The sequence below is a fragment of the Acuticoccus sp. MNP-M23 genome, from assembly GCF_031195445.1.
GTDB lineage: Bacteria > Pseudomonadota > Alphaproteobacteria > Rhizobiales > Amorphaceae > Acuticoccus.
In genome coordinates, this window is the sequence record NZ_CP133480.1 from 2,303,038 (window position 1) to 2,316,325 (window position 13,288).

The 13,288-nt window shown below is 62.7% G+C and carries 15 protein-coding genes; 4 read left to right on the forward strand and 11 right to left on the reverse strand.

Annotation, left to right across the window (positions count from 1 at the left end; genetic code table 11):
• Positions 1-238 precede the first annotated feature (238 nt).
• Positions 239-685, reverse strand: a complete 447-nt coding sequence (locus RDV64_RS10780; protein ID WP_309199257.1) for a hypothetical protein — start codon at positions 683-685, stop codon at positions 239-241.
• Here RDV64_RS10780 and RDV64_RS10785 point away from each other — a divergent pair.
• On the forward strand, positions 653-2,395 hold the full coding sequence (locus RDV64_RS10785) for an ATP-binding protein (protein WP_309199258.1): 1,743 nt from the start codon (positions 653-655) through the stop codon (positions 2,393-2,395). The two genes, RDV64_RS10780 and RDV64_RS10785, sit on opposite strands and share 33 nt — an antisense overlap.
• Here the strand turns inward: RDV64_RS10785 and RDV64_RS10790 are convergent.
• The 4 genes from RDV64_RS10790 to RDV64_RS10805 form a co-directional block, all read right to left on the reverse strand.
• Positions 2,343-3,548 carry an EAL domain-containing response regulator gene (locus RDV64_RS10790; RefSeq protein ID WP_309199259.1) on the reverse strand — a complete coding sequence of 402 codons (1,206 nt, stop codon included), beginning with the start codon at positions 3,546-3,548 and terminating at the stop codon, positions 2,343-2,345. The genes RDV64_RS10785 and RDV64_RS10790 overlap by 53 nt on opposite strands.
• A gap of 44 nt (positions 3,549-3,592) precedes the next feature.
• Positions 3,593-4,366, reverse strand: coding sequence for a response regulator transcription factor (locus RDV64_RS10795; protein WP_309199260.1), 774 nt, complete (start codon positions 4,364-4,366; stop codon positions 3,593-3,595).
• Positions 4,367-4,671: 305 nt separating this feature from the next.
• Entirely contained in the window at positions 4,672-5,862 is a 1,191-nt protein-coding gene (locus RDV64_RS10800; protein ID WP_309199261.1) for a glycosyl hydrolase family 8, read from the reverse strand.
• Between the two features lie 438 nt (positions 5,863-6,300).
• Positions 6,301-7,230 carry an SRPBCC domain-containing protein gene (locus RDV64_RS10805; RefSeq protein WP_309199262.1) on the reverse strand — a complete coding sequence of 310 codons (930 nt, stop codon included), beginning with the start codon at positions 7,228-7,230 and terminating at the stop codon, positions 6,301-6,303.
• A 297-nt stretch (positions 7,231-7,527) separates the two neighbouring features.
• Here RDV64_RS10805 and RDV64_RS10810 point away from each other — a divergent pair, with 297 nt between their 5' ends.
• A complete protein-coding gene (locus tag RDV64_RS10810) occupies positions 7,528-8,166 on the forward strand; it encodes a methyltransferase domain-containing protein (RefSeq protein WP_309199263.1) in 639 nt (212 codons plus the stop codon).
• Here the strand turns inward: RDV64_RS10810 and RDV64_RS10815 are convergent.
• Complete coding sequence (locus RDV64_RS10815; protein ID WP_309199264.1) at positions 8,163-8,678, reverse strand: YHS domain-containing (seleno)protein; 516 nt, start codon at positions 8,676-8,678, stop codon at positions 8,163-8,165. The two genes, RDV64_RS10810 and RDV64_RS10815, sit on opposite strands and share 4 nt — an antisense overlap.
• 216 nt (positions 8,679-8,894) lie before the next feature.
• On the opposite strand from RDV64_RS10815, the gene RDV64_RS10820 reads away from it, so the two are divergent.
• Positions 8,895-9,362, forward strand: coding sequence for a TerB family tellurite resistance protein (locus RDV64_RS10820; protein WP_309199265.1), 468 nt, complete (start codon positions 8,895-8,897; stop codon positions 9,360-9,362).
• Positions 9,363-9,395: 33 nt separating this feature from the next.
• Entirely contained in the window at positions 9,396-10,181 is a 786-nt protein-coding gene (locus RDV64_RS10825) for a glutamine amidotransferase (protein WP_309199266.1), read from the forward strand.
• 30 nt (positions 10,182-10,211) lie between these two features.
• On the opposite strand, the gene RDV64_RS10830 is transcribed toward RDV64_RS10825, so the two are convergent.
• From RDV64_RS10830 to RDV64_RS10850, 5 genes are all read right to left on the reverse strand, one after another.
• Positions 10,212-10,982, reverse strand: coding sequence for a tetratricopeptide repeat protein (locus tag RDV64_RS10830; protein ID WP_309199267.1), 771 nt, complete (start codon positions 10,980-10,982; stop codon positions 10,212-10,214).
• A gap of 130 nt (positions 10,983-11,112) precedes the next feature.
• A complete protein-coding gene (gene rpsU, locus RDV64_RS10835) occupies positions 11,113-11,337 on the reverse strand; it encodes a 30S ribosomal protein S21 (protein ID WP_309199268.1) in 225 nt (74 codons plus the stop codon).
• 137 nt (positions 11,338-11,474) lie between these two features.
• Positions 11,475-12,566 carry a 5-(carboxyamino)imidazole ribonucleotide synthase gene (locus tag RDV64_RS10840; protein WP_309199269.1) on the reverse strand — a complete coding sequence of 364 codons (1,092 nt, stop codon included), beginning with the start codon at positions 12,564-12,566 and terminating at the stop codon, positions 11,475-11,477.
• On the reverse strand, positions 12,563-13,027 hold the full coding sequence (gene purE, locus RDV64_RS10845; protein WP_375143826.1) for a 5-(carboxyamino)imidazole ribonucleotide mutase: 465 nt from the start codon (positions 13,025-13,027) through the stop codon (positions 12,563-12,565). Before purE ends, RDV64_RS10840 begins: the two co-directional genes overlap by 4 nt.
• 29 nt (positions 13,028-13,056) lie before the next feature.
• Entirely contained in the window at positions 13,057-13,260 is a 204-nt protein-coding gene (locus tag RDV64_RS10850) for a YdcH family protein (RefSeq protein WP_309199271.1), read from the reverse strand.
• Positions 13,261-13,288 lie beyond the last annotated feature (28 nt).

The window sequence follows — 13,288 nt, forward strand, 5'->3', positions numbered from 1 at the left end:
AGCTCGTATCCGAGACGTGAAGACGTCGATGCCCTCGCTGACCCGGCTGCAACCCCGTTCGATTGGAGGGACGGCGCTTTCATTCGCAGGCGCTCATCCGGCCGAGCTTGTGGAGCCGGACGACACGGGGCTCACACCAATTCTCGAAATGCTGCGTCTGGCAACGAACGCGCACCAGGTCTCCCTTCAACTGCATGGCAATGACGCCCCGGTTCGTGTCGTGGTGTGCGGCGCGTCCTCAGGGGGCGACCAATGTGGGTCCGCGTTCCGGGCGAGCCACGAGGTTGTGGCGCAGACAGGCGAGGTGGTCGGCGCAATCATTCTTGAAGGTGGACCGGCGCGCCCCGTCTCCGATGCGGAAACGGATGGGATGAAGCTCGCCGCTCAGCTGGCTGCCAGTCAGCTTCAGGCAAGGCTTGATCGGCGCAGGCTTGAAGCGGCGCAGATCAATGCCGCCCAAATGGAAATTGATTTTGACCGGCAGAGCCGGATGCTGGCGCAGATCGGCACGCGCACAAAGATTGGCGCATGGTCGCTCGATGCGCGGACACTGGAATTCCAATGGACCGACCAGCAGATGCTTGGAGCCCACGGCCTCTCCGATGGAGAGCGTCCTGGCGGCGACGAGCCGGGAAAGCTCTTCGCAGGCGAAGTGGGAAAGAAAGTCCGCGAAGCCGTGCAGCATGCGATCGACACCGGCGAACAGCTTGACTGCGAGGTGGAGATTGCCGACGGGCGCGGCGCCACCCGGAAGATCCGCATCGTTGGAGAGGCAAGAACGGTCGACGGCAAGACGGAAAGCCTGTTCGGCATCACCACCGACGTGACCGACCAGCGGACCGATGATGCGCCGGCCCGCCGCCACTCCACGATGCTCGACGGCGCTAGCGATCCTGTCGTCGTTTTCGATCTTGCGGGCAAGGTCCTGTACTGGAACCGCGAGGCCGAGTGCGTCTACGGCTGGACCAGGGCCGAAGTCGTCGGCGCCGACGTGGCAAGCCTGATCGCCAAAGAACCGGAAGAGCACGCGCGGATTGTCGGCGCCGTTCAGCGCGATCGGCGCTGGTCCGGCTCGACGACACACCGCACCCGTAGCGGCAAGACGCTGCTTGTCCACGGCAGGCTCACCCTTGCGGTTGACGCAGATGGCGAGGCCAGTGCGATCCTGGGCATCTATTCTGACAAGGCGGCCCCGATCGCGCTGGATGAAGAAGAGCAGCGCAGCACCCGGCTCGACGCTGTGGTGGAGCTGACCGGCGGCGTTGCGCACGACTTCAACAATCTTCTCACCGTCATCCTGAGCGGCGCAGATCTGATGTTGCACCGGATCGATCCGGGCGACGGCCGCATTCTGCCGCTGGTCAGGATGACGCGCGATGCGGCCGAGCGCGGGCGCGACCTCGTCGGCCGGATGCTGGCCTTTGCGCAGCGCCAGGAGCTGGAGGCGCGCAGCGTCGACGTGAACGAACTCGTCACCAATGCCGAACCTTTGCTTCAGGAAACGGTCGGCGACGAGATTGGCGTCAACATCGTCCGCTCGGAAGGGCTGTGGCAGGCGCTGGTTGATCCGATCAAGCTGGAAAGCGCGATCGTGAACCTTTGCATCAATGCGCGTGATGCGATGGAAGGCAGGTCCGGCACCCTCAATGTCGAACTGCGCAACACGTCGCTCAGCGAAACGGAAGCGGCCGGAATGTCGGAAATGAGTGCCGGCGATTATGTGATGATTTCGCTGAGCGACACTGGGTGCGGCATGTCCCGCCAGACGCTGGCGCGGGTGTTCGAGCCATTCTTCACGACCAAGACCGGAACAGGGTCCGGTCTTGGCCTCAGCATGGTCTATGGCTTCGTGAAGCAGTCAGGCGGGCATATTCAGGCTAATTCAGAGCTGGGTGTGGGCACGACGGTTCGCATCTATCTGCCGCGCTCCGACACGTTCGCCGAAGAGCCGGAACGTCTGGTGGCACGCGGGATCGTGCGTGGCAGCGGCGAGATCGTTCTGGTTGCCGAGGACGATCCGGAGGTTCGTGCGCACGTGACGATGATGCTCGAAACGCTCGGATACCGCACGCTCGAAGCGGACAACGGGATCGCATCCGTGCGCATTCTGGAAAGCGACGCCAGGGTCGACCTTCTTTTCAGCGACGTGGTGATGGGTTGCGGCATGTCCGGGATCAGCGTGGCGCATCGGGCAGCGGCGCTCCGCCCGGCGTTGCCAATCGTCCTGACGTCGGGCTTCGCGCGTTTTCCGGAGACCGAGACCGCCGGCGAGAAGATTGAATGGCCGCTGCTGTCCAAGCCCTACACGTTGGCGCAGCTGTCGGAAACGCTGAGGACGGCCTTCAGAGAGACAGCGCCGCGTGAGCAGGGAGCGTCGAGCGCCGATCCGACGTGACGTCCGGCGATACCGCATACTGCATGGTGATGAGGTCCGGGCTCCGTGGTGGGCAAAGGCCGAACCCCTGCAGGCTGGTGCACCCCACCTCCAGCGCGATCTTCATGGTCTGGCTGTCTTCCACGCCTTCGGCGCACACGTCGATGTTCAACGAGTGGGCAAGGTCCGCTGCGGCCCGCATGATGCTGATCGCCTTCTTGCTGGATTTTGCTGCTGCGAGGAAGGTCGTGTCGATCTTGATCTGGTCGAAAAGACCTATGTTCAGGCGCTCGAATGAGGAATAGCCAATCCCGAAATCGTCAAGACTGAGAGGGAAGTCGCGCATCTTCAGGCGCGTCAGGTTGTATTTTGCTTCCTCGGTGCTCTGGAACTTGCTGTATTCGGTCAGCTCCAGGCGCAGCTTCTTGGCGCTGATGCCGAACTCTTCGACGATGGCGAACATGGCGTCAGGCAGCCGCGAGTCGGTCACCACCTCGGGGGGAAGGTTGATTGCGCCGCCGACGGGAAAGCCGGATCGCTCCCAGTCCGCCACCTGCCGGGCGGTGATTCGCGCCATATGCAGGGTGAAATCCCACCAGAGCGCGGGGTTTTCGATCTTCGGCAGGAACTGGCCGGGCCCGAGGAGGCCGCGCGAGGGATGCTGCCAGCGGGCAAGGGCTTCACAATACTCCACCGGGCGTTCCCGCGACGGGCTCACGGTGAAGATCGGCTGGTAGTAGGCAACGATCTGCCCTTTGCTGACGGCAGCGCTGACATCCAGGGAGCCATCTTCGGACGGTGGCTCGCTCTGGCCGAGGAGGCGCAGAAGGTCTGGAATATCAAATGGTTTGTGGAGGACGCCCAGCACCTCGATGCCGCGCGATTCGGCCATGTCTGCCGTTGTGGCAAGGGTCCGCTCGTCGCAACCGCTCATCAGGATGAGAGACGGGCGGTCGCCAAGGTCTGCGAGCATCTGCACGAATTCGACACCGTCGCACCCGGGCATCATCAGGTCTGAAATGACGATATCGAGCTTGTCGTTGTCGAGGTTCTTCGCAAGATCGCGGGCATTGCTGTAGGCGAACGCCTTCATGCCGGCGTCGGTAACCGCCATCTCAAGCAGAGAGCAAATGTGCACTTCGTCGTCTAATATGCCGACGTGTACTCTATCCAAAACAGCCTCCAGCCGGACAAGCGCGGAGCGACTCAACGATTGAATTAATCGACAATGTATCCGACGCGATGCACCGTCCGAATGCCATCTGTAGCACCTAAGTTCAATTTTCGACGAAGACTGGAGACATGAACATCAATTCTGCGATCAAGCGGGTCGCGCTGTGGGGCGCCGACAACATAACGGTAGATGCTGTCCCGAGACATTACTTGCCCGCGATTGTTGAGCATGAACTCAAGCGTGCGAAACTCCGCATCTGAAAGGTTCTGGCGTTCACCCGAAGCACTTTCCACGATGTGCCGAGCGCTGTCGAGCAGCCATTCGCCGATCTTCAATTTGGGCTGCTCGTCGGATTCCGCGTTGGCCGAGCGGCCCAAAACCTGAAGCTGACGCATCCGGCTTGCGTGACGCTTTACGCGCGCGACGAGCTCCCGCGTCTCGAAGGGTTTGCCGACATAATCATCCGCACCCACCTCGATGCCGATCACCTTGTCGACCGGATCCGAGCGACCCGAAATGATTATGACGGCTGTCGTTTCGCGGGAAGCGAGCTTGCGCACCAGCTCGAGACCGTCTCCGTCATCCAGCCGCAAGTCGATAAGCGCAACCAGAAAATTGCGCGATGCAAGCTTCTGATCGGCTTCCAGGACGCTTCCAGCGGTTGAAACCGAAAAATTTTCCTGTTCGAGGATGAGCGACAGTATTTCACGAATGGATTTATCATCCTCGACAACAAGGATGTTTCCGTTTGTCTCCGACGTGGAAGCGTCGCTCTGGGAATCTGTGCCGCCTAACGTCTCTGTGTGCGGTGCAAGCATCCGTACGACCTCTTCGTAAACAGATGAAGAGTCTTAGACACTGCTCGCAAAAAGACAACCATAAGTCCGTCTGCAACAGGCTTCGCTCAACGCGGTCCGGAAGCAGACCGTCACCTAAAAGATGACAGAACGGGTCTTAATTTCAGGTTATTGAACTGATAATTATTCTTATGATCAGCATATTTTGTATTTATTTTCACAGTCGGACTTTTTTGGGATCGATCGACCCTCCGCCCGGTTCGCTTAGGCCAAAATGACGCTGATCAACAGGTGGCGTTTACCCGTATCGATCAGCGCCCTTCCCGTCAGCTGGCCGGAGCATATGCCGAGCCGATGGCAATGCTGTCGGCAGGGGCCACGCAGCCCGGATGATATTCGCGGGCGGCAGCGAGGCCCAGAAGATGAAGGCTCGACCCGTAGTAGGTGGTGGTGCGGAACGAGATGTCCTGCGAAGGGATAGCGACGCCGCGGGCCACGCAACCGGAAAGGCCGGCAATGAAGCGATAGCCAAGGTCGTTCATCTTCGTGACTTTACGACCCGATGGCATGTGACGTTCCACCGGGTAGCCTTTGCCGGCGATGTTCCACGACCAGTCGAACGGGGCAAAATCGCCGTCGGGAAGGTTGCCGCCGGCCATGTAGAGCGGGATCCGCACGGCGTTGTAGCCGGACTTGCGATCGACGCCCTGCGCCACAGAGAGTGCGCCGGTATTGCTGTCGATGGCAATCCAGTCAGGCGTGCTCTGGTTGCTGCCGAACTTCGCGCGCTGGGTGAGCAGGCGACCGTTGCGCACAACCTCGTCCCAGGGGAACTCGGGACGAATGTGTTCGAAGGTCCGCAGTGCGCCGAACACATAATATGAAAGGTTGACGACCGGGCCGCGGTTGCCGGGTATGTTGTCGAACCCGCTACGGCCTGGCTTCAACACCTTCATTCCGGCGACATCGGCAATAAGATGCTTGCCGATCGCGTGGACGAGCTTGTCCGCCTCGGCGAGGTAACGCTTGTCATCCCACTGCAGTGCGGCGCGGATCAGCCCGTAGGCGACAAGGATGTCTCCGTCCGTGGCATTGTTCATGTCCGGGACGCGGGGCTGCGCATCGGGGAAATAGCGCCAGCTCAGGAGGTTGTCCGAGCGGATCTGCAGCGTGTTGCGGGTAAAGGTCCAGATCCGGTCGAAGGTCTCGCGGTCGTGGGCGTCGGCGGCAATCAGCATGCCGTAGCCCTGGCCTTCGGAGTGGCTGACACCGTGGTTCTCGATATCGACCACACGGCCATCCGATCGGATGTAGGTATTCTTGTAGGCTGCCCACTCATGTGCGGCGATCAGGGGTGCGGACGATGCCCGGAACCCCTGTGCGGCAGCATCATCAAGGCCAGCAGACCCGGCTACCACGCCTGCACCCACCATCGCGACACAGGCTGCGCCGCAGAAGGTGCGGGACAGGGTCTTCAGAATTGAGACAGCGGCGGGGGCGTAAAATTTCGAGAGCATGGCAACCTCGGCTTGATATAACCAAGATCTAGGTGGCCCCCGCGTAAGTCTCCATGGGATTATTGTGGCGTGTACGCGTGCGATGTCTCGTAATAATATTCAAAACGAGGGAGATGTACTTTGTGTGCGGGAAATATGACTTGTGTGGAATAAATGTGTGGTTTGTAGGGAGAATATATTTGCAGTAGGAAATTTGCTCAGGAACCGCAGCAAATTTCGGAGATGTGATTCATTTGTAAAATATGTGCGGGAAATGATCAGGACTTGAGTCCGTAGATCGTCATTGCAGCCGCCGTTTTCGGGCGGATCTACGCTGGCTGGCTGGAAATGATGACGGCAACCCGAAAGCCTCCGCTAACGGGGGGCTGTCGTGCTCTGCCGGCTGCGTTCTTGTTTGTCAGCGCATGGCAAAGGGCGTGCGCCCGTTCGCCATGCGGGTCAGAAACTGTCGAGCATGAGGTATGCAATGATGCAGATGCCGATGATCACCAGAAGCCAGCGCCCGACGCCTGACGGCCCGTCTCTCCTCTCGGCAGGCGCCTGCTCTCTGGTGGGAGACCAGGTCTTGATCTCGCGATAGTCGGTTTCGGGCAGTGCTCGCGCGGCGGGCGCGGCGTCGTCCGCGCGGGCCGCGCTCACAACCGGCTCGCGTTCGGTGGACGCTGTTTGCACCGGAGCGGCCTCAGGCTGGCTGACGGCGGCGCTGCTCGGCCGTGAAGGCCTGCGCAGCGCTGCAACCGCGGCCTGATGGGCGCGCTCCCAGTCGGCGTCGCTCTGCCATTCGGTGTCGGGCTTTTCGGCAGGTGCCGGTTCTTCAGGCTGGCGCGGCGCCGGATCGTCGCCATAACGTTCGCGGGTTGCAGTGCCGGTCCAGCTGCCTGCGGCATCCTGCATGGCCGGTTCGGCCGTAGGCTCGACGTCGCCGCCGTCCAGAATGAGCTGCAGGCGTGAAAAGAACTCGGCCGTCAGCGTGCGGGCCTTCTTGTCGATCACCTCGTCCGGCAGGTCGGCGATGCGGCCCAGCGGCGTAATGGCGGTGTGGTAGGCAAGGTTTGTGGTGTTCTCGTCAATCATCGCCAGCGCAACATGGGCGTTGCCGTCAGCCCCACCAACGGCACGCCCGCTGTCGGCATGGCCGTGCATGGAAAAGCCCATCGGCGCATCGTCGTTGTAAAGCGTGACCAGCGCGAGGAACGTGGAGCTGATCGGGCCGACCTTCAGCGCGATCTCGGCTTCGTACCGTGTTCCGTCGATCTGTGTGAACCGCTGGCAGCCCGGGATCGCCTGACGTAAGGTCGCCGGATCGTGCAGCATCGCGTACACGTCGTTCCGGGGTGCTTTCAGCACCTTCTCGCCAGTCAATTCCATCGCGGTGGATCCCTTTTCATCGTTGCCAGCCTGACTCCCGCAGACAGGCGCAAAGCCTGATGTCTGAATGGATCGGCGGGCAGCCGTGAACATGCGCGACATGCTGCACACTGCAGCCTATGTAAGGCGTTTCGGGGTGACAGAAAAGTTAAGCCGTCACCGGAATTGGGCTCTGCTCTAAATTTCCGACCCGGGAAAAGCCGATGTTTCAAATTAATGGGGGCAAGTTGAATGCCTGACACGAAGATCTGTCCAATTTGCGGTGGCACTGCATTCATTCCCGGCCCGAAGGGGCGGATGTCTCCAGGCGGCATCGCGCCGCGCTGTGCTGTCTGCGCCTCGCTCGAACGCCACCGTGCCTTCCGCTCTGTGTTCGATGCGTTGCGGCCGGCATTGGCGGGGAAGTCGGCGCTGCAATTCAGCCCCGATGTCTCGGCGCCGCGTGATGCATTCGGCCGCTTCGAGGTGTCGGACTACGGGGTCGAGAACAGTCTCGACATGTCGGCCATCGACCGCGCCGACAACGCCTACGACGTGGTGATCGCCAACCATGTGATGGAGCATGTGGAAAATGATCGCGCCGCCATGGCCGAACTCGACCGGATCGTCCGGCCGACGGGGTTCATTTTCCTGTCGGTCCCGGATCTGCTTCGCGTGGACGCGACCCACGAATATGGCCGCGCTCGTGAAGACAAGCACGGCCATTGGCGGGTTTACGGGCCCGATATTGCGCTGCGCTGGCGCGAGGCGGTGCCGGACTGGAAAGGCGTTGGCGTCATCGGTATCGACCCGGTGACCGGCGAACCGGACCGGGCGACGCTGCTCGGCCGCGACGGGGCGTTGCTGGAAGGCCTCACTGCGCTGATCGGCGCAGCAGGGCTTCAGGCATCGGACGCGTTCGGGCCGCAGCCGGAGGTCGGCGCCGTCAGCGCCTAGTTGGCGACCGGAGCGGCCGGCGTGAATTTCGGGATGGCCATGCCCGACGCAGGTTCCGGCTCGATGCCGCTCCAGTTGTTCTCGGCACGATCGAGGTTCCCCGAAATATCCTCGTTCCAGAACCCGACCACCACCGGCGTGATGTTGAGGTAGAGCTTGTTGTCGACGATGCGCCACAGCTCGGGGCTGCCGGGGACCTTGCCGCCCTTGGCGACACCGTAGGCGCAGTGCCCGTCAAACTGCGGCGCGTAGCGCGCGGGATCGGCTTCGAACCGGGCAAGGTTCCGCGCGCTGGAAAACGCGAATGTCGCGCCGTTGTAGGTGGCGGTGAATGCTGTCGACCCCGGCACCGCGGCCGGTTGCTCCTGTCCCACAGGGGCCTGGGGCAGGTCGAAATAAGCGACAACGTCGTAGCCGGAATTGGCGTAGCCGGTGGCGTTTACGTACTGGTCGCCCGCCCAGGCAGCGCCGGCCATCGTCAGGCTGGCTGCAACAATCAGCATTTGTTTCATGGCTGTTTTCCCTTTGCGTGCGGACCGTGGTGAAGCGTGCTGCTGCGGCCCGGCTTCGATGACCGCAAGGTAGGGTGGAACCGCCGCCCACGCCCCCGACAAGATGATCACCCGCCATCACGCTTTCGTGGCGACGGGCGCGGATGGACGACGGGTGGTCCTTGCGCCGCGCCGCGCAATGCCCAAGATGGTATCAAACCCCATGGAGACGCTGACGTGCTGCAGACCATCACTGACTGGATCAACAACATTGCACACGCCGGCGAAGGGGAAGACAAATACGGTTCGGACGACCCCAAGCTCTCCGTTGCAGCCATCCTCGTTCATGTCATTGCCGTGGACGGTGTGGTGACGGACGACGAGAAGCGCCGCCTGCGCGAGGTGCTGGCCAGCAACTACGGCCTGACTGCTGAAGAAACCGAGCAGCTGGTGGAGGAGGCGACCGTGCGCGAGGACGACGCCGTCGACCTTTACAGCTTCACCTCCGTGCTGAAGCGGGAGCTCGACGATGCGGGCCGGCACAAGGTCGTGGAGTCAATGTGGGAAATCGTGTTCGCCGACGGCGAGGTTTCCGAGTTCGAGGACAATGTCGTGTGGCGGGTTGCCGAGCTGATCGGGATCTCCACGCGGGACCGGATGACGCTCCGCCACAAGATCGAGGCGAAGACCAAAGGTGAATCGTAGCGGGCCGCGCCCGGATTTGATAAAGATCGAGGCATGACCAATTCTGTGCCACCGTCGTCAGCGCAGCCGGTGTCTCCGGCTCCCGACCTTCCGATCCTGATCGTTCTGCATCAGGCCAACTCGACACCCGGCCGTGTCGGGCAGATGCTCGTCAAGCGCGGCTACAAGCTCGACATCCGGCGCCCGGCGCTGGGCGACCGTTTGCCGGACACCACCCGCGATCACGCGGGCGTCGTGGTGTTCGGCGGTCCGATGAGCGCCAATGACACCGACGCTTTCATCAAGCGCGAGATCGATTTCATCAATGTGCCGCTTGCGGAGGAGACGCCCTTTCTGGGGATCTGCCTTGGCGCGCAGATGCTGGCCAAGACCATCGGCGGCCATGTGGCGAGCCACAGCGAGGGTCGCGTCGAAATCGGCTACTACGATATTGCACCGACCGAGCTTGGCCGCGAGATGATGGGCTGGCCGGACAAGGTGTACCAATGGCACCGCGAAGGCTTCCACACTCCGCAGGGAACGGCTCTTCTGGCCGAGGGTCAGCATTATGAGCAGGCGTTCCGCGTCGGCCCCTGTGCCTACGGCATCCAGTTCCACCCCGAGCTGACGCTGGCGATGATGCACCGCTGGACCACCCGCGGCCATGCACGGATGAGCCTGCCCGGCGCCCGCCAGCGGGCCGACCATTTTCGCGGCCGCGCCGTCTACGACGCACCGCTGAAGGAATGGCTGAGCCAATTTCTGGATCTGTGGTTGCCGAAGCGGGCGCGCCTCAAGTCACAGGACGAGGACAGCGCTTCGCTGCGGCTCACCGCCTGAGGCGGCGCTGCGCCCGCGCGACGGCAACTGTCAGGTGGGGGCTGACGCCAGGGTTCGGCCGCTGTTGATGCGGGACAGACCCTCCTTGGCCGGCGGATAGCCCGGCCGGAGCTGGATCGCGCGACTGTAATCCGACTTTGCCTTGCCGAGATCGCCTGCCGTTTCGTTGGCGCGCCCCCGGTTGGCCCAGGCGTCTGCATATTTGCGGTCGAGCGCGAGCGCCTGGTTGAAGTCCTCGAACGAGGCATCCACGTCGCCGGTGGCAAGGTAGCTGACGCCGCGGCCGTTGTAGGGCTCGGGTGCCTTGGGGTCGAGGCCGATGGCGATGCCGAAATCCTCAACCGCAAACGAGTGCAAATTCTGCGCCTGATAGATCAGCGCGCGGTTGTGGTAGGCGCGCGGATCACCCGGATTGATGCGGATGGCGTTGTTGAAGTCGACCAGCGCCTGCTCGTTGTTGCCGCGCAGGCGGTAGATGTTGCCGCGGCCGACCAGCGCCGTGTCGTAGGACGGGTTGTACCGCAGCGCTGCCGAATAGTCGGCAACCGCCTGATCCGGCTTGTCGAGCCGGCGATAGACCAGCGCGCGGTTGGCGTAGGCCTGATAATATTGCGGATTGAGCGCGATGGCCTTGTCGAAGTCGGCCAGGGCGTCATTTAGCTTGCCGGCACGGCCATAGGCTGTGCCCCGCACGTTGTACGCGCTCGAATCGCCCGGATTCGCGTTCACCACCTCGGTCAGCGAGGCGATGTTTTGCGGCGAACCGGACTGCGTGTTGACCACGCGGCCGGACGACGTCATCGCGCCCTCCGGATCGCAGCCCGCAAGGGCTACGGCGGCGGCGGCAATTAACGCGGTTCTGTAAAGGCGGGGGCTGATACGCATCGCCAAACCTAGCAGGGAAAGCAGAGAAGCGCGCGAGCGCGCTTCGTCAGCTGCGCTTCTTGCCGGGGATCAGGCCTTCACGCTGCGCGCGCTTGCGTGCCAGCTTGCGTGCACGGCGAACCGCTTCAGCCTTCTCGCGCGCCTTGCGCTCGGACGGCTTCTCGTAGTGGTTCCGCATCTTCATTTCACGGAAGATGCCTTCGCGCTGCATCTTCTTCTTCAGCGCTTTCAGCGCCTGGTCGACGTTGTTGTCGCGAACGAGTACCTGCACTCAGTTCAATCCTTCTGTTGCACGGTGATTGGCGGCTCGACCGTCATGCCGGACACAGGGAACGCGCGAGCCACGCAGCCGGGTCCGACAAGGACCAACCGCAAGACAACCGCAAAAATCGCTGCGAGGGTTGGCTGCTACCAGCGATTGCCCGCAAAGTCCACTGTGCGCTCAATGAAATTGACATGCCCCATCTTGCGACCGGGCGATGCGGAACGCTTACCATAGATGTGGCAACGCGCCGCCGGATTTTCCACATGGCGCGGCAAATCGTCGATTTCGCTGCCCAGAATGTTGAGCATCGTGACATCGGCGATACGGCTCGTATCGCCCAGAGGCCAGCCGGCAATGGCGCGAATGTGGTTCTCGAACTGGCCGGTCAGCGCACCGTCCATGGTCCAGTGGCCGGTGTTGTGGACGCGCGGTGCCATCTCGTTGGCAATGAGGGGGGCATCCGGATCGTCGGTGACGAAGAACTCGACCGCCAGCACGCCCACATAGTCCAGCGTGTCGGCAACGCCCTGCGTGAGCCGCCTGGCTTCGGCGGCCACGTCGCCTTCGACCGGCGCGGGAAATGATGTTTGCCGCAGGATGCCGTTTTCGTGGGTGTTGAGCGCCGGGTCGTAGCTCCGGCTGGTTCCGTCGGCGCCGCGCACCAGCACGACCGACGTTTCGGCTGTAAAGCCGATCCGCTTTTCCAGGATGGCCGGAACGTTGCCGATGGCGGCAAGCGCGTCGGCAGAGGCGACGTCCGGCGTGATGCGGGTCTGTCCCTTGCCGTCGTAGCCGAGGCGCCGCGCCTTGAGGATGCCGTCCGGGATCGACTGGCGGGCTGCGTCGAGGCTCGCTGCGTCGGTAATGTCGGCGTGCGGTGCGACGGGGAGGCCGCAGCGTTGCAGGAACACCTTTTCGGTGAGGCGGTCCTGCCCGGCGCCAAGGGCGGTGGCTGCGGGCCGGATGGGTGTGCCGACGCCCTCCAGCGCCGCCACCGGCACATTCTCGAATTCGAAGGTCAGCACGTCCACGTCAGCGGCGAAGGCGGCCATGGCGGGGGCGTTATCGTAGTGCGCAAGGGTGGTCTCGTGCGCCGCCGCGAAGGCAACATTGTCGCCGGACGGCGGGGCAAAGACGTGGACGCGGAAGCCGAGACGCAATGCGGCCATGGCCATCATCCGGCCCAGCTGTCCGCCGCCCACGATGCCGATGGTGGCACCGGTCTGAAGCGTCATGGCGTATCCGTCGGTTCGTCGGCGACGGCGCTGGTGGTGGCGGCGCGCCAATCATCCAGCCGCAGAGCCAGCGCCTCGTCCCCGAGTGCGAGCACTGCGGCGGCCAGCAGCGCGGCGTTGACGGCGCCAGCCCGGCCGATGGCAAGGGTGCCCACAGGCACGCCCGCCGGCATCTGCACGATGGAAAGGAGGCTGTCCCAGCCGGACAGCGTGCGGCTCAGCACCGGCACGCCGAAAACCGGTAGCGCAGTGAGGCTTGCAACCATACCCGGCAGGTGCGCGGCCCCTCCCGCACCGGCAATCACGACCTTGAAGCCTTCGCTTTTCGCCTTTCTGGCGAAATCGTAAAGCCGGTCAGGCGTGCGGTGGGCAGACACGATCTTTGCTGCATGGGGAACATCGAGCGCGTCCAGCGTCTCGGCGGCGTGGCGCATGGTCTCCCAGTCCGACTGGCTGCCCATGATGATGGCAACCGCAGGGGCTTGCGCGCTCACGCGATAATATCGGGCAGGGCTCGGGCCGACAGCATCCGTATCTCGTCCTTCAATTGAAGTTTGCGCTTTTTCAGGCGCTTGACCTGCAACAGATCGGTGGAGCCGCTGGCTTCCAGCGCATCGACGGCAGCGTCGAGGTCCCGGTGCTGCTCACGCAGCACTTCCAGCTTCTGCTCGACGGAAAGAGTATCCTGCTGCATCGCTTGCGCCAATTTTACGCAAACTCTT